This window comes from Actinosynnema sp. NPDC050801 (assembly GCF_040673975.1).
GTDB lineage: Bacteria > Actinomycetota > Actinomycetes > Mycobacteriales > Pseudonocardiaceae > Actinosynnema.
This window is the reverse complement of sequence record NZ_JBFAQZ010000007.1, coordinates 24,007-39,556: the sequence shown is the minus strand read 5'-3', so window position 1 is coordinate 39,556 and position 15,550 is coordinate 24,007. Positions and strand designations below refer to the sequence as shown.

Genomic DNA, 15,550 nt, shown 5'->3' with positions numbered 1-15,550 from the left:
ATGACAAGGTGTGACAGTGGACATCATCGGCGAGGACTACTCCGACGCGGTCATGAACGGGCAGAGCTGGGAGGGCCGGTCGTTCGTCCGGTGCGACTTCACCGAGGCCGACCTGCGCGGGGTGACCACGTCCGGGTGCACCTTCACCGAATGCGCGTTCGACCGGACCGACCTGGGCGGTTCCGCGCACCGGGCGAGCGCGTTCCGGTCCTGCCGGTTCGACCGGGCGGTGCTCGCGTCCGCCGGGTTCACGGGGTGCTCGTGGCTCGGGTCGGTGTTCGTGGACTGCGCGATGCGGCCGATCGCGTTGGAGGAGACCGATCTCACGCTCGCCGGGCTGTCCGGCGCCGTGCTGCGGAAGGCGTCGCTGCGCGGGATGCGGTTGCGCGAGGCCAACCTGGAGGGCGCCGACCTGCGGGACGCGGACCTGCGTGACGCCGACCTGACCGGCGCCCGGCTGCGCGGGTGCCGGTTCGAGGGCGCCGACCTGCGCGGCGCGCGGCTGGACGCCGACGGGCTCGTCCAGGCCACCCTGCGCGGTGCGCGGGTGGACCTGGACACGGCCGTCGCCTTCGCCGCGGCGCACGGGGTGCGCGTCGGCTAGTGGGACGGGGCCTCCTGGCCCGCGACCTCGACCAGCACGCCGTCGGCGATCATGTCGTCGACCGTCTTCGGCATCAGGTAGGCGGTGCCGCCGCCGGGCTGCTCGAACCACGGCACCGCGACACCGGTCAGCACCTCGACCGGCCGGCGCAGCCGGTACACGTGGTACGGGCGGTTGATCCACGACGGCACCAGCGAGCGCTGGGGGAACGGGGTGCCCGCGGCGTAGACGAGGTTGCCCTCGCCCTCGCCGAAGCGGTCCACCTCCAGGCCGGCGGGCAGCTCGACCATCTTCTTGTGCCGGAACAGGGTGAGCGGCGGCTCGCCGTTCATCGGGTTGATCGGCCACGACCGCTGGGGCTTCGGCTCCTGGGTCGACGTCGTGGTGCCCGAGGGGTGCGCCGGGACCGGCGGCGGCACGTGACGACGCGGCGGGGGCGGCTGCTCCTCGCGGAACCCGTTGTTCACGTTCATCGGCGGGCGGGGGCGCTGCTGCGGCGGCGGGGGCGGCGGCATCGGGGCCGGGCGGGGCACGCGCCGGTTGGCGAGCACCAGCTTGCCGGTCAGGTACGCGGCGGCGTCCTCCAGCCGGTCGAAGCGGACCGGGTTGGTCGGGCCGCGGTCGAACCACGACACCTCCCAGTCCTGGCCCTCGGTGCGCAGCAGCCAGGTGCGGTCGGCCGGCTCGCCGAACCGGTAGGCGGCGGGTGGCACGTCGAGCTCGTCCAGCGCGCGGCGGATCGCGGACAGCTCGCGCTCCTCCTCCGGCGTGACCTGGCGCGGCTCGACCGGCTTCGGCGGCTGGACCGGCGGTGGTGGCGGCACCAGGGCCGGCGCGGGGGCCACGGGCGGGCTCACGTCGTCGAACGGCTGCACGGCCTCGGTGAACCGGGTCGCCTGGTCCGCGAACGGCGGCGGCACTTGCTCGACGAACGGCGGCTGGTCGGCGGGCTCGTCGTGGCGCTCGTGCGCTTCGGGGATCTCGCGGTCGGCGAGCTCGGTGTGGACGGCGTGGTCTTCGTGCTCGTCGTGCCCGTCGTGGTCGGCGAACCGGGACTCGGGCTCGTCGTGCCGGTCGTCGTGGGCCTGCTCGGTGAACGGCGGCTGGTCCGGCTCGGTGAACGCCTGCTCGTCGTGGTCGCCGAAGCGGGTGTCCTCGTGCGCGTCGAGCGGCTCGTCGTGGCGTTCCGGCGCGTAGAGGCGGGCCTGGTCGACCTCGAACTCGGCGGTGACCTCGGCCTCGTCGGCGGAGTGCCGCGACTCGGGCTCGGGCGCCTGCTCCTCGACCAGCTCCGGCTCGACCTCGACCGGCTGCTCGTGCTGGTCCTGCTGGTGCTGGTCCTGCTCGTGCTGGCCGAGCTGCCGGTCGTGCGCGGGCTCGTCGGTGACCGCCTCGACCTCGGCGGTCTGCTCGGCGGGTCCGGTCTCCGGTTCCTCGTCGGTGAACGGGTTCCAGGTCTGGGTGTCCCCCGGTTCGCGCTCGTACGCGGTCGGGGCGAACAGGTCCATCCCCTCGACGTAGGACTCGCGCCGGTACCGGTCGTCGATCACCGGGCCGTCCTCGTCGAACCGCACCCGGTACGGCGGACCGTCCTGCGCGTACTCGATGACCTCCGGCTTGAGCTCGGTGAGGTTCGCGGTCTCCTCGACGTCCACCGGCCCACCGGTGTCCTCGGCCTGCCGCGGCTCGTCGTCCGCGACCAGCTCGGGCAGCGGTGCGGCCACGGTCGCGCCCACCTCGACCGGCGGCTCGACCGGCGCGGGCACGGGTTCGGTCACCGGCAGCTCGGTGCCCTGCGGCGCGGCGGGGGCGCCCAGGTTCGCCGCGGCGGCGACCCGTGCCTCCTCGGTCACCTCGGGCAGCACGAAGTCCAGCGCCTTGGCCTGCTCCACCAGCTCCGGCTCCGGCGGCACGCCGTAGGCACGCAGGTAGTAGCCGACGGCGGCGGGCCAGATCCAGTGCCCGTCGGTCTGGAACCCCACCGGCACCACCGACGGCGCGTCCGGGTTCAGCACGTCGGCGTCGAAGCCGCGCCCGATCACCGCGACCGGCGCCCGGTCCAGGTAGCTCAGCAGCAGGTCGCGGTCGGCCTCGGCGACCGGCGGCCGGTTCACCGACGGGCGCCCGCCGGGACCGGCGCCGTCGAACACCCGGGCCGTGCGGAACGCGCGCGGCGGCTGCGGCTGGTCGGCGGGCGGCGGCGAGGCCTGCTGGAGGCGTCGGCGCAGCCAGTCCGGCACGTTGTCCTCGGTGCGCGGGAAGAACCGCATCTCGTCCAGGTACGCCTGCGGCGGCGGTGGCGTGGTCCAGGACGGCTCGGCGCGGTCGAAGTCCAGGTTGTAGCTGGACGGGTGGTCGAGCTGGTAGCGGGCGTTGGACCAGCTGCCCCGGCCGTCCCGGTACATGCCCGCGCGCAGGCGCGAGAACAGCCCGGCCACCTCCTGGGGCGGTGACCAGGCACGCAGTGCGCCATCAGCGGTGCGCACCTCGGCGGCCAGCTCGAAGTACCGGCCGGTCGCGCGGTACTCCGCGGTCACGTGCCGCCACTCCTCCGGCGCGGCCCGCATCAGCGTCAGGCCGATCTGCTTGACCAGCGCATCCTGCTCGGTCGGGTTCAGCGGCTTCAGCTCGGACACGTGCATCATCTTCCCCCGCGACGCACCGTGCCCGCACGTGGCCCCGCTGAGCCGAACGGAGTAATGACGCGGCGCGACGGACCCTAGACCCCCGGTTGCGGCTGCTGAACCGCCGCCGCGGGCACCTCGACCAGGCTCCCGTCGGCCAGCAGGTCGTGCACCGAGCTCGCCAGGAAGTAGCCGGTGCCGCCGCCGACCTGCCCGAACCACGGCACCGCGACGCCCTTCAGCGCGGGCACCGGCTTCTGCACCCGGTACACGTGGTAGCGGCGGTTCAGCCAATCCGGTGGCAGCGAGCGGTGACCGAACATCGTCCCGGCCGCGTAGACGAGGTTGCCCGACTCCGCACCGAACCGGTCGAGCTCGACACCGACCGGGATCACCACGTTCTCGCGGTCCCGGAACAGCGACAGCGGCGGCTCGTCGGGCAGCGGCTGGATGTCCGCGACCGGCAGCACCAGCGCGCCGGTCTCCGCCGCGGCCCGCGTCCGGTCCAGGTCAGCCCGCCACAGCAGCTCGGCCAGCAGCACCTTCGCCGCGTCCACCGCGTGCTCGTAGACGCGCGGCCGGCCGTGCGGGCCGCGGTCGGCGTCCCAGAACTGGACCTGCCAGCCGGACCGGCCGGGCGCGGGTTCGAGCACGAACGCGTCCGGCTTCGGCGCCACGATGCCGTACTCCGACTCGGGGACCCCGAAGTGCTCCAGCCGCTCCTTGAGGTGGTCGAGCGCGCGCTGGTCGACCTCGGTGACCACGCGCGGCTCGTGCTCGGGCAGCGGCGAGCCCTCGGCCTGCCCGGTGGCGACGGCGGCGGCCGCCCGCTCCGCCTCGGGCGTGACCGGCGGCACGCGGTAGTCGTTGTCCCGGATGTGCTGCACCAGCTGCGGCACCGGCGGCACGTGGTGGTTGCGCAGGTAGTACGCGACCCCGCCGGGCCACACCCAGGTGCCGTCGGTGTGGAAGGACCGCGGCACGGACGGCGTCGCGTCCGGCTTGAGCGCGTCCGGGCCGTAGGAGCGCGCGGCCAGCACGATCGGCGCGTTCTCCAGGTAGGCCAGCACGTCGTCGAGCTCCTGCGGGTGCACGCCGGGCCGGTCGTGCACCGCGGGGTCCGGCCCGTCGAACAGCGGCGCGGCGATCACGGCGCCGCCGGCCGGGCCGAGCCCCGCCCGTTCCCGCAGCCACGCCGGGAGGGCGTCGTCGTCGCGCGGGTAGAGCTCCAGCTCCTCGGCGTAGTACTGCGGCGCGGGCGGCTGCGTCCAGTCCGGCTCGCCGTCCCGGTCGAACTCCGCCGAGTACGTGTCGGGGTGCACGAGGTGGAACCTCATCGACAGCCACGTGCCGTGGCCGGGCCGCGCCATGCCGTCGCGCAGCTGCACGAAGAACGGCAGCGCCTCGGGCGGCAGCTCCCAGTCGAACGACGAGCCGTACATGGTCAGCCCGGAGACCTGCGTCTCCAGGTAGCGGCCCACCATCCGGAAGTCGACGAACAGCTGCTCCCAGTCGCCGGGCAGGCGCTGCACCAGCAGGGTGGTGACGGAGCCGAGGATCGCGTTCTGGTCCTCGACGTCCAGCTGCGGTGCGGTCATGCGTTCTGCTCCTCGGTCGTCTCGCTCGCCTCGACCAGCTTGGCGCGCAGCCAGTCGGGGACGAAGGCCTCGTCGCGGGGGAAGACCTGGAGGTCGCGGGCGAAGTCCGCGGCCGGCACGGGCGGGTCGAACTGCGGGTCGTGGTCGAAGTTGTAGGTGATGTCGATGCGGACCGGCGCGTTCACCACGCACCGCGCGGAGAACCACGTGCCGCGGCCCGGCTGGTACAGCACCTGCCGCATCTCCTGGAACGCGGCGTTGAGCCCTTCCGGCGGCATCACCTCGGGGGTGCTGCGGTCGGGCAGGTAGACCTTCAGCGTCGCGTCCTGCACGGCCACGGTCATCCGCACCAGCAGGTCGATCCGCCGGAAGCCGTCCGGAGCAGCGTCCAGCAGCATGCCGCCGATGTGCTGGAGCAGCTCGTCGTGGCGCTGCTCAGAAGTCGGCCGGCCAGAGGGCTGCGTTGTGCTCATTCGGGTAGCTCCTGACGTAGATCTCGGTGGTGCCGTCGGCGAGCGTCACACGCCACCGCGTCTGGTACGTGTGCGGGTGGCGTTGCAGCGGGTCGCGCAGTGCGAACGTGTCGATCATCTCGACCGTACCGCCGGACTTCATGAACTTCGCGCGGTCCCGCTCCATCCGATGCCAGGTCTCCGTGGTGGCGAACGCCGGCCGCTTGTTGCCCTGGTTCTCGTCGCGCTGCTGGCTCGACTGGTTCGCCGCCTCACCGGGTCCGCCGGTCTCGTTGCCCTGGTGGTGGCCGCCGTCGGAGAGCTTCTTGCCGTCCGCGTCCACCTCGCCGTGGCCGCCGACCTCGATCTGCGCGCTCCCGTCGCGCCGGATCGCGCCACCGGACCTCAAATCGGGCCGGCCGGTCGTCGCGACCGTCTCGCCGTCGCCGTTGGTGCGGCCGCGCCACGCGTCGTTGTCGGCGACGAGCACGGCGTTGGGCAGCGGGTTGTTCAGGTCGGGGCTGAACGGCCGGAACGTGTGCACGTGCGCGGTCGAGCCGTCGCCGCCGGTCTGGAACGTGCCGTAGCCCTGCTTCTTGTGGTCGTCCAGCACGAACCGGGTGTTCGGCGGCAGGTCGGCGCGGGCCGCGAACGGGTCGGAGTTGTTGAACGGCCGCGTCACGGCCGCGTGCTGCGCGGGCGTCCAACCGCTGGTGTTCCCGCTGACGACCTGCACGGAGTAGGCGTACCCGTCGTCGGTCTTGGTGCGCCGCACGGCCAGCTCGACCTCGCCGTTGGCGGGCGTCGGCCAGCTCCGGGTCGGGTTCTGGGCCGTGCCGAGGCCGTAGAAGCCGTCGGAGGTGACCTGCGCGTGCGCCGGGGCCTGGGTGATCTCGGCGTTGACCCGGCTGCGCTGGCCGGAGTGCGTGTCCTCGAACACCACGTGACCGGACTCGTCGGTGAGGAACCGGCCGCGGTGCTGGCCGTGCTCGTCGGTGACCAGGTACTCGGTGCTCGGGTCGTGCACCTGGCCGGGTCGGCTGAACGGTTCGCCCTGCTTGACGTCGTCCACCGGGGTCTGCCTGGTCGTGGCCGGCTCGGCGCGCTCGACCGCGTTCTGCGGGTGGCCGTCGGCGTTGGTGGTGAACTCCTGGTGCAGCGGGCCGCGGTCGATGTTGTAGTTCGTGCCCTGCGAGGTGTGCCGCACCTCGGGGTTGCGGACGTCGGTGGACAGGTAGTCGGGTGCGGCCACCCACCTCGGCTTGCCGTCGGCGTCGGTCTGCACCGTGCCGCGGTACGTGCCGTCGGTGGCGTGGACCTCCATCCGCGTGTTCGGCGGCAGGTCGGTGCGGGCGGTGAACGCCTCGTCCGGTCGCGGTGCCAGCGGGTGGTCGCGGTCGACGACCTGGCGGCCGTTCGCGGGCTCGGGGATCGGCTCGATGATCACCGCGCGGTCGACCGCGACGACCCGGTCACCGATCTTGATGGTGTCCTGGGTGGTCTGGCGGGTGCCGTCGGCGTTGGCCACGAAGACGTCGTGCCGGTGGCCGAGCTCCACGCGGTAGTGGGCGTTCGGCGCGGGGTGGCGGACCTCGGGGTTGTCGCCGTGGCGGGTGTTCGGCGCGATGGCGTCGACGTGGACCCGGCCGTCGGCGTCCACGTGCACGACGGTGCGGACGTTGCCGTCCTCGCCGCGGATCGTGACGCGGGTGTCCCTGGGCAGGTCCTGGCCGGACTGGAAGAACGACTGGTCGTCGCGCAGTCGGACGTCCTGCTGGTGCGTGGTCTCGGGGGCCGTCCACGGCTGCTGCACCTGCGGCTCGATGTCGAGTCGGCCGCGGTGCGCCTGGTCGTCGGTGGCCAGGTCGCCCTTGGGCTCGTGGCCGGGCGGCATCCCGTTCTCGCCGGCCGGCGCGTGCGTGCCGTCGGGCTCGAAGGAGTGCCAGCCGCCGTCGGGCGGGAGCTTCGGGCCGGTGCCCGCCTCGTTCGGCGAGCCGGCGTAGACGTTGCCGTCCCGGTCGGACCAGGCGAGGCTGTCCGGCGCGATGACCCGCTGCCCGGTCTCCCGCGCCACGTGCGCGGCCAGGCTGTTCTCGCCGCCCGCGCCCGCGTCGCAGCCGACGAACAGGAGCGTGCGGCCGGCCAGGTCGGGGTGGTTGCCGATCAGCTGGACGAGCTCGGCGCGGGTGTAGTGCGTGTCGCCGATGCGGACGCCGTCGCCGTCGGTGTGGACGTCGAGGACGACCTGGCCGTCGGTGGCCGGGATGCGGTCGGACAGGTCGCGGAGGCGGTCCTCGGTGTGCAGCGCGACGCCGGAGTCGGTGACCTGGCTGTTGCGGATCGCCTGGTCGACGCGCTGGGACACCTCACCCAGCGGGATCGGGCCGTCGTGCGCGACCGGGCCGAGGTCGGGGTTCGGCGTGTCGGCGGGTCGGTCGACGGGCGGGCGGTCGGCGAAGGCGCCCTGCTGCGCCTCGGCGACGGTCGCGGTGTCGGGTTTGACCACGTTGCCGTCGCGGTCGAACGTGCCGAAGTCGGGTGGCAGCACGCGACCGTCGGCGGGCGGCACGTCGACCTCGTGCAGGACGCCCAGGTCGATCAGGCGCTGGACGCTCATCTTGCCGGTGGCCGGGTCGGCGAGGGCCGAGTCGAGGACCGGCTGGAGCTGCCGCGCGCCGCCGTTCTGGTCGAAGGCGGGGGCGACCTGGGCGAGCTCCACGGTGAGGGGGGCGTCCAGGACGTAGACGTGGTAGCCCTTGCCGAGGCTGTCCGGCATGATCGCGCGCTCGCCGAACCCGTAGGCCTGGCCGTCGGGGCGCAGGGGCGAGAGGAAGTCGCCGTTCGGGCTGCCGAAGCGGTCGAGCACGGTGCCCGCGGGCAGTTCCACGACCACCCGCGCGCCGTCCGCGCCCTGGTTCGGCGGCCAGTCGATGCTGCCGTCGGGCTTGGAGTGGGCGTCGCGGAACGACTGGTAGTCGCCGTACGGGCCGTAGGGCTGGTAGGTCGGCTCGATCAGGGCGGCGGCGCGCTGGTCGTAGGTGCCGACGGACTGGTCCGTGGGGCCGGTGCTCTCGTGGACGGGGACGTAGTCGCCGTTGTGCGAGAAGCCGGGGACGACACCAGCCGGTTGGTTCCAGACGTTCTTCTCGGGGAACGGATCCGTGCCGGTGCCGGTGTTGTCGGTGCTGGTGCCCGGGTCGGTGCCGGTCGTGGTGCCGGTCGTGGTGCCGGTGCCGGTCGTGGTGTCGGCGGGCCACTCGTGGCCGGAGGCCGGGGAGTGCTCGTCGCCGGGCGCGCCGACCAGGTCGGCCGGCGGCTCGGTGTTGTTCGTGGTGTCCCCGGTGTCCGGCGCGGTGTCGGGAGGGGTGCTGTCGGAGGGGGTGCCGTCCGGTCCGGTGCCGTCGGGCTTCGGCCCGTCCGGCTTCGGCCCGTCCGTCGCCGGTGCGGGACCGTCGTGGGTCGGAGTCGGCCCGTCCGCGCCGCGAGCGGCGGGCGCGGGACCGTCGGTGCGAATCGGAGCCGTGGGCGCGGGCGCGGCGGAACGTGCGGCGGGCTCCGGGGAGCGTGCCGGGGCCGGGGCGTCCGGGCGGGTCGGCGCGGCCGAGCCACCTGGTTGCGGGCCGGCGGGTTGCGAACCAGCGGGTTGCGGGCTGGCGGGGTGCGGGCCCGCAGGCGCGGGTCCACCGGGCTGCGGCCCGAACCCACCCGGCTGCGGCCCGAACCCGCCGGGCTGCGACGGAAGCGTGGGCGTCTGCGCCGGCGCGCTGGACACCGGACCACGCTGCTCGGGCAACGACCCGGGACCGGTGGTGGGCAGCGGCTGGACCGGCATCCCGGTCAGGGAACTGGCGTTGACCGCGTCGTTCCCCCGAACGTGCTGGTCCGGGCCGGAAGAAGGAGAGGAAGGGGCGGGCGAGGAGGGCGCTGGAGAAGCATCGGGTGAGAACCCGCTGGCGGCCGGCGTGGGCCCACGCCCACCAGGCGAACCACCACCGGCCGGAGGCGCCATGCCACCCGCCGCGCCGGCCATCGGAGCCCCGGAAGTCCCCGCGGGTCCAGCGCTCGCAGGACCGGCACCGGGCGCAGGCCCACCAACCGCAGGCCCACCCGTCGCAGGCGCGGCACCGGTAGGCGCGACACCGGCAGGGGCAGCACCGGCAGGCGCGGCACCGGCCGCAGGCCCACCCGTGGACACCGGCCCACCCGGCGTGGATCCCCCAAGCGAAGACCCACCGGGGACCGACCCACCCGGCGTTGACCCACCCGGCGCCGATCCAGCAGGCATGCCACCACCGAGCGGCACCCCACCGGCGATCACACCGCCGCCGACAGGCCCACCGGCCGCAGCCCCGCCGACAGGCGCGCCACCCGGAACCGGCCCACCAGTGGTAGCCCCACCAGGCATCCCGCCGCCAGGCACCGACCCACCAGTCGTCGGACCGCCCGGCAACGAACTACCCGGCACAGGTCCACCCGGCGTCGCACCGCCCGGTACAGGACCGCCAGGCACCGATCCACCCGGCGTCGCACTGCCCGGGACGGGACCACCGGAAGCCATACCGCCCGGCGTCTGTCCGCCCGGCGTCTGTCCGCCAACCGCCGGACCACCAGGCGTCGCCCCACCAGGCGTCGTCCCACTGAACGACGATCCGCCCGGCACAGCACCACCCGGCACAGTCCCGGTCGGCGTCGCCCCACCAGGCACGGTCCCGGTGGCGGCAGACCCGTTCGCCGCAAACCCACCGGGCGCCGATCCACCAGGCACGGCGCCGCTGGGCACAGCACCGCCAGGCACAGCGCCACTCGGCATGGCGCCACCGGGCATGGCGCCACCAGGCATGCCCGCACCGGGCCGAAGACCGGCCCCCGCGGCCGCACCCGGAGGCGTCGCACCAGGAGCCGCGCTCAACCCGCTCGGCGAACCAGCCGAACCCGGCGTGAACGCCGACCCGCCCGGCACCGGGCCACCGGCGGGCATCCCACCGGGCATCCGGGGCGCGGCACCACCGGGAGTCGTACCGGCGGCCGAACCACCGGGAGCACTCGTCGGCACCGGTCCACCCGTGGGCAGCGGACCGCCCGAGCCCGAACCGAGCCGGCTGCCGATCGACGGCCCGGCCGCTCCGCCACCCGTCGACGTCGGCACCGAAGCACCGCCGCGCCCACCGGGCGTCGCGGCCGGAGGGCCGCCGAACGCCGCAGGCGCCGAAGAACCACCGGGCGCACCGGGCGAGGAGTCACCGCCGACCGAAGGCGGCGCACCCACCCTCGGCCCCGCCGGAGCGGTCGGCGCGGCCACGGCCGAAGTCGCGGTCGTCCCGGCGAGCGGCCGGTTCAGCGCGTCGCGGTTCACCGGCGGTCCGGCGGGCGAACCGCCCGGCACGCCACCCGGCGAACCGCCCGGCGCACCACCGGGAAGGCCGCCCGGAACCGGCCCGAGGTTCGGCGGCCCGCCGTCGGGGCCACCGGGGTTGATCCGCGGCGGATCGACGGAGATCCCGTCCTTCGCCCCGCCGATCCCACCGGACACCGCACCGGCCGACGCACCCATCAGCACGTCGCGCGCCGAGATGTCCTGCCCCATCACGGCCGCCGTGCCGACCGTGGACACCGCACCCTCGACCGCACCGCGCGTCGCGCCGACCGCCACCTGCCCGGCCAGCCCGCCACCCTCGAACTTCAGCCCGCCCGACACACCGCCGACCAGACCGGACACCACACCCGAGACCGCCGCCTCGGTGGTCTTGCCCCAGTCCCACGACTCCCGGTCGCCACGAGCCACCTGCACGGCCTGGATGGCCGCGTCGATGCCGACCGAGATCGCCACTTCCTTCAGGATCGCGATGATCAACTGCCGGAAGGTGAACTGCACGATCAGCCGCGTCGCCTGCTGCGCGATCGGGATGCCCGCCGTCGTCGCGCCGAACGTGCCGAACGCCGCGGCGATCAGCGCGGCGATCTCGATCGCCAGCGCGATCAGCGACGCGATGATCGACAGCTTGGTGTACTCCACCTCCAGCGCGGTGTTGTCGCAGCTCTCCGCCAGCTGCTCGCAGATCTTCTGCAGCTTCGGCAGGTACGAGTCGTCGCCGTCGGCGAACTTCTTCCAGTACTCCTCGAACCGCTTGACCGCCTCGCCGGTCTGGCTCGCGAACACGGTGGACGCCGCGCCGTTGCCCTCGTCGATCACCGACTTCACGCCCTGCGCGGCCGTGCGGTAGGCGTCCGCCATCCGCCGCAACGCCGTCTCGTCACCTTCCGGCCAGCTCTGCCCGACCACGATCGGGAAGAGCCACGTGACTTCGCTCGGGATCTCGATGCCCACCGCAGTGCCCCTCAGTAAGTCCGGGAGATCCCGGTCGCGTTGCCCTGGTCGGAACCCTCGTAGGCATCGGCGGTCTGCTCCACGCCGGTGCGGATGTCGCCGAGGGCCTGCGCGAGGTTGCCGAAGGCCTCCAGCGTGGCCTGCGAGTTCGGCACGTACTGCTTGGCGAACGCCTGCCCCGACTCGTCACCGCCCCAGCACTGCCCCTCGGCCTGCAACGCGGAGTTCAGCGCCTGTAAGACGCCGCCCAACGAGTCACCCGCCGCGCCGAACTGACCCGCGCCGCGCCGCAGCCCGGACACACTGACGTCGAACCCGCTCACCAGCCGCTCCTGTCCATGATGCTGTCGCCGTCGTCATCGTCGGGAGCAGGCGCGGGCCGACGCGGTTGCGTCGACGGCTGCGGCACGACGGGTGGTTGGGGGATGAGGTCGGCCAACGACGGCACGCCCGGCAGCATCTCCGACAGGTCGATGCTCGGGCCCTGCCGCGCGGGCGCCAGCACCTCGTTCAGCTCGGTCCGCGCCCGTGCCACGGCCTGCTGCACGGTCTCCGCGGTGAGCCGGGCCAGCTTGTCCGGCGTGGTGCGCTCGAAGGCGTTGGCCGAGAACTCCAGCGCCGTCAACGCACCCGCGGAGTCGACGGTGGCCCGCACGGAGCCGTCCTTGGACACCGCGGTCGCGGTGATCGCCATGGCCTGCGCCTGCGTCTCGCGCAACTCGGCGGTCTTCTTCTTGAGCTCGCCGAGGAGGGAGTCGACCTGCTCGCGCATGGCCGCGTTGCGGGCCTCCAGCTCGGCCCGTCGTCCGGTCGGATCGGTCACAGCTGTCCCCTCGTGAGCGCCACCCAGAGGTGCTGACGCTAACCGAGGCCCTCGGGTTCCCGCGGATATTCGGCATCGCGTTGTCGGTGGCTGCGGGCAGAGTGTCACCGTGCTCCGTCCGTACCGGGAACTCGCCGCGATACCCCACCTGCCGCGGCTGCTGCTGTGGTCCATGATCGGCCGCATCCACCTGCCCGCCACGCCGCTGGCGGTGTCGTTCCTGATAGCCGGGTGGACGGGCTCGTACGCGGTGGCCGGTGTGGTCGGCGGCGCGTTGACCTTGGGCATGGGTGTGGCGGGACCGCTGCGCGGTCGGGCCGCGGACCGGAGCCCGGCGGGCCGGTTGCTGCTGGTCACGGCCTCGGGTTACGGCGTGGGCATCGCGGTGCTGGGCGCGCTGCCCTCGGTGACGCCCAGTTCGGCGTGGCCGTTGGCGGTGGTGGTGGCGTTCCTGACCGGGCTGTCCACGCCGCCGGTGACGGCGATGAGCCGGGCGAGCTTCCCCAGGCTGGCGACGGGTCCGGCGCAGTCAGCGGTGTTCACCGTCGAGGCGTCCATGCAGGAGGTCATGTACATCGTCGGCCCCGCGCTGGCGGCGACCGTGGTCGCGGTGGGGAACGCGCGGGCGGCGCTGTGGCTGTGCGGTGCGCTGGCGGTGCTCGGCGCGCTGGGCTTCGGGGCGGCGTTGCGGCGGGCGGGGCTGGACCGGCCGGTGGCGCGTGAGGCCAAGCGCGGTGGGCGGACGTTGCTGCGCGACGGTTCGCTCACGTTGGCCCTGGCGTCCGCGCTGTGCATGGTGGCGTCGCTGGTGTCGATCGACATGGTGATCATCGGGTGGGCCCGTGACCTCGACAGGCCCGCGATGGCCGGTGTGCTGACGACCGTGTGGGGCATCGGGTCGGTGGTCGGCGGGTTGATCGCGGGCGGGCTCGTCGGGCGGGCCCGGTTCACCAGGCGGATGCTGTTGATGGCGTTGGGCATCGCACCGCTGGTGCTGGTGCTGCCGCCGGTGCTGGAACCGTCGTCGGCGTGGTTGATCGGGCTGGTCCTGGGGGTGGGCGGGATGGCGATCGCGCCCGCCATCGCGGCCAACAACCAGCGGATCAGCGGGCTCGCGCCGGACGACCGCAAGGCGGAGGCGTTCGGCTGGATGGGCACGTTCACCACGGCGGGCGCGGCGTTGGCGCTGCCGTTGGCCGGGTCTTTGCTCGACCACTTCGGACCGGCCGCGGCGGCCGGGTCGAGCACGGCGGCGGCGCTGCTCGGCGCGGTGCTGGCGAGTCGGGTGAGGGAGCGGAGGGCAGTGCCGGTTGGGTGAGCGCGTTCGGCTGGTCGGCGGGCTGCTCGCGTTCGTCGGCGGGGCTTTCCTGGCTGTTCAGGGGCGGTTGAACGGCGAGCTGGGGCACGTGTTCGCCGACGGTTTCCTGGCCGCGCTGGTGTCGTTCGGCGGCGGGTTCGCGCTGTTGCTGCTGGTGGTGCCGGCGACGGCCGCCGGTCGGGCCGGGTTGGCCAGGCTGCGGTCGTCGCTGCGGACCGGGCGGATCCGCTGGTGGCAGTGCGTCGGTGGGGCGTGCGGCGCGTTCTTCGTGTCCACGCAGGGGTTGACGGTCGCGGCCCTGGGCGTGGCGGTGTTCACCGTGGCCGCGGTGGGCGCGCAGGCGGTGAGCAGCCTGCTGGTGGACCGGGCCGGGGTCGGGCCCGCCGGTCGGGTGGCGTTGACCTGGCCGCGCGTGGCCGGTGCGGCGTTGGCCGTGGTGGCGGTCGCGGTGGCCGTGTGGGACGAGGCAGGCGGCGGGTCCGCGTTGTGGTTGGCCCTGCTGCCCGCGCTGGGCGGGATCGGGTTGGGCTGGCAGCAGGCGGTGAACGGGCTGGTGCGTGAGGCGGCGCGGAGCACGCGCGTCACCACGTTGGTCAACTTCGGCACCGGCACGGCGGTGCTGCTGGTCGTGTGCGCGGTGGACGTGGCGGTGCGCGGGCTGCCCTCGGCGGCGCCGGCCGAGCCGTGGTTCTACGCGGGCGGCGCGCTCGGGGTCGTGACCATCGCCTCGGCCGTGCTCGCGGTGCGCCGGCTCGGCGTTCTGCTGGTGGGCTTGGTGCAGGTGGCGGGGCAGCTCGTCGGCGCGCTCGCGGTCGACGTGATCACTCCCGCCGCAGGTGGGCACGTGTCCGTGCACGCGCTGGTCGGCACGGCGTTGACGCTGCTCGCGGTGGTGGTCGCCGCGTTGCCCGGCCGGCGGTGATGAGATGATGAGGCACGTGACTGCGACGATCCTCAACGGCAGGGCCACCCGGGACGCGATCTTCGAAGACCTGCGCGTGCGGGTCGCCGCGTTGCGCGAGCGCGGGGTGACTCCGGGGCTGGCCACCGTGCTGGTCGGTGACGACCCGGGCTCGCACTCGTACGTGCGGGGCAAGCACCTGGCGTGCGAGAAGGTCGGCATCACGTCGATCCGCCGCGACCTGCCCGCGGACACCACGCAGGCCCGGCTCGAAGAGGTCGTCGACGAGCTGAACGCCGACCCGGCGTGCACCGCCTACATCGTTCAGCTGCCGCTGCCCAAGCACCTCGACCCGAACCCGATCCTGGAGCGCATCGACCCGCGCAAGGACGGCGACGGCCTGCACCCGGTCAACCTGGGCAAGCTGGTGCTCGGCGACGAGGCCCCGCTGCCGGCCACGCCGCGCGGGGTGGTGGAGCTGCTGCGCCGCTACGACGTGCCGCTGTCGGGGGCGAACGTGACCGTGGTCGGCCGCGGGGTGACCGTCGGTCGTCCGATCGGGTTGCTGCTGACCCGGCGGTCCGAGAACGCCACCGTGACGTTGTGCCACACCGGCACGAAGGACTTGGCCGCCGAGGTGCGGCGGGCCGACATCGTGGTCGCGGGCGCGGGCAGCCCCGGCCTGATCACGGCGGACATGGTGAAGCCGGGCGCGGCCGTGGTCGACGTCGGCATCACCCGCACCGAGGCCGGCCTGGTGGGCGACGTGCACCCGTCCGTGGCTGAGGTGGCGGGGTTCCTCGCACCCATCCCGGGTGGCGCGGGTCCGATGACCATTGCGATGCTGCTGACCAACACGGTCGAGGCAGCCGAGCGCACTGCGGCGACGGCCTGAGGCGGAAGCG

The 15,550-nt window shown here is 74.0% G+C and carries 10 protein-coding genes; 4 read left to right on the top strand and 6 right to left on the bottom strand.

What is annotated here, in order from left to right; translation table 11 throughout:
• Window positions 1-16: 16 nt before the first annotated feature.
• Window positions 17-604 (top strand): pentapeptide repeat-containing protein, encoded by a 588-nt coding sequence (locus tag AB0K14_RS17405; protein ID WP_360459001.1) that lies wholly within the window; start codon window positions 17-19, stop codon window positions 602-604.
• On the opposite strand, the gene AB0K14_RS17400 is transcribed toward AB0K14_RS17405, so the two are convergent.
• From AB0K14_RS17400 to AB0K14_RS17375, 6 genes are all read right to left on the bottom strand, one after another.
• Window positions 601-3,240 (bottom strand): TNT domain-containing protein, encoded by a 2,640-nt coding sequence (locus tag AB0K14_RS17400; protein WP_360458999.1) that lies wholly within the window; start codon window positions 3,238-3,240, stop codon window positions 601-603. The two genes, AB0K14_RS17405 and AB0K14_RS17400, sit on opposite strands and share 4 nt — an antisense overlap.
• 83 nt (window positions 3,241-3,323) lie before the next feature.
• Window positions 3,324-4,826: a TNT domain-containing protein gene (locus AB0K14_RS17395; protein WP_360458997.1), complete on the bottom strand. Its 1,503-nt coding sequence runs from the start codon at window positions 4,824-4,826 to the stop codon at window positions 3,324-3,326.
• A complete protein-coding gene (locus AB0K14_RS17390) occupies window positions 4,823-5,299 on the bottom strand; it encodes a hypothetical protein (protein WP_360458995.1) in 477 nt (158 codons plus the stop codon). Before AB0K14_RS17390 ends, AB0K14_RS17395 begins: the two co-directional genes overlap by 4 nt.
• Window positions 5,262-11,603, bottom strand: a complete 6,342-nt coding sequence (locus AB0K14_RS17385) for a glycohydrolase toxin TNT-related protein (RefSeq protein ID WP_360458993.1) — start codon at window positions 11,601-11,603, stop codon at window positions 5,262-5,264. The genes AB0K14_RS17390 and AB0K14_RS17385 overlap by 38 nt, the downstream gene beginning before the upstream one ends.
• Before the next feature lie 11 nt (window positions 11,604-11,614).
• Complete coding sequence (locus AB0K14_RS17380) at window positions 11,615-11,926, bottom strand: WXG100 family type VII secretion target (RefSeq protein WP_360458991.1); 312 nt, start codon at window positions 11,924-11,926, stop codon at window positions 11,615-11,617.
• Window positions 11,923-12,426 (bottom strand): YbaB/EbfC family nucleoid-associated protein, encoded by a 504-nt coding sequence (locus tag AB0K14_RS17375; RefSeq protein WP_360458989.1) that lies wholly within the window; start codon window positions 12,424-12,426, stop codon window positions 11,923-11,925. Before AB0K14_RS17375 ends, AB0K14_RS17380 begins: the two co-directional genes overlap by 4 nt.
• A 109-nt stretch (window positions 12,427-12,535) precedes the next feature.
• Between AB0K14_RS17375 and AB0K14_RS17370 the strand changes: the two genes are divergently transcribed.
• Genes AB0K14_RS17370 through AB0K14_RS17360 form a run of 3 tightly spaced genes read left to right on the top strand, consistent with a single transcriptional unit; the run spans window position 12,536 to window position 15,540 of the window.
• On the top strand, window positions 12,536-13,744 hold the full coding sequence (locus AB0K14_RS17370) for an MFS transporter (protein ID WP_360458987.1): 1,209 nt from the start codon (window positions 12,536-12,538) through the stop codon (window positions 13,742-13,744).
• Complete coding sequence (locus AB0K14_RS17365; protein ID WP_360458985.1) at window positions 13,737-14,666, top strand: DMT family transporter; 930 nt, start codon at window positions 13,737-13,739, stop codon at window positions 14,664-14,666. The genes AB0K14_RS17370 and AB0K14_RS17365 overlap by 8 nt, the downstream gene beginning before the upstream one ends.
• Before the next feature lie 16 nt (window positions 14,667-14,682).
• Complete coding sequence (locus AB0K14_RS17360; RefSeq protein WP_360458983.1) at window positions 14,683-15,540, top strand: bifunctional methylenetetrahydrofolate dehydrogenase/methenyltetrahydrofolate cyclohydrolase; 858 nt, start codon at window positions 14,683-14,685, stop codon at window positions 15,538-15,540.
• Window positions 15,541-15,550: the final 10 nt, after the last annotated feature.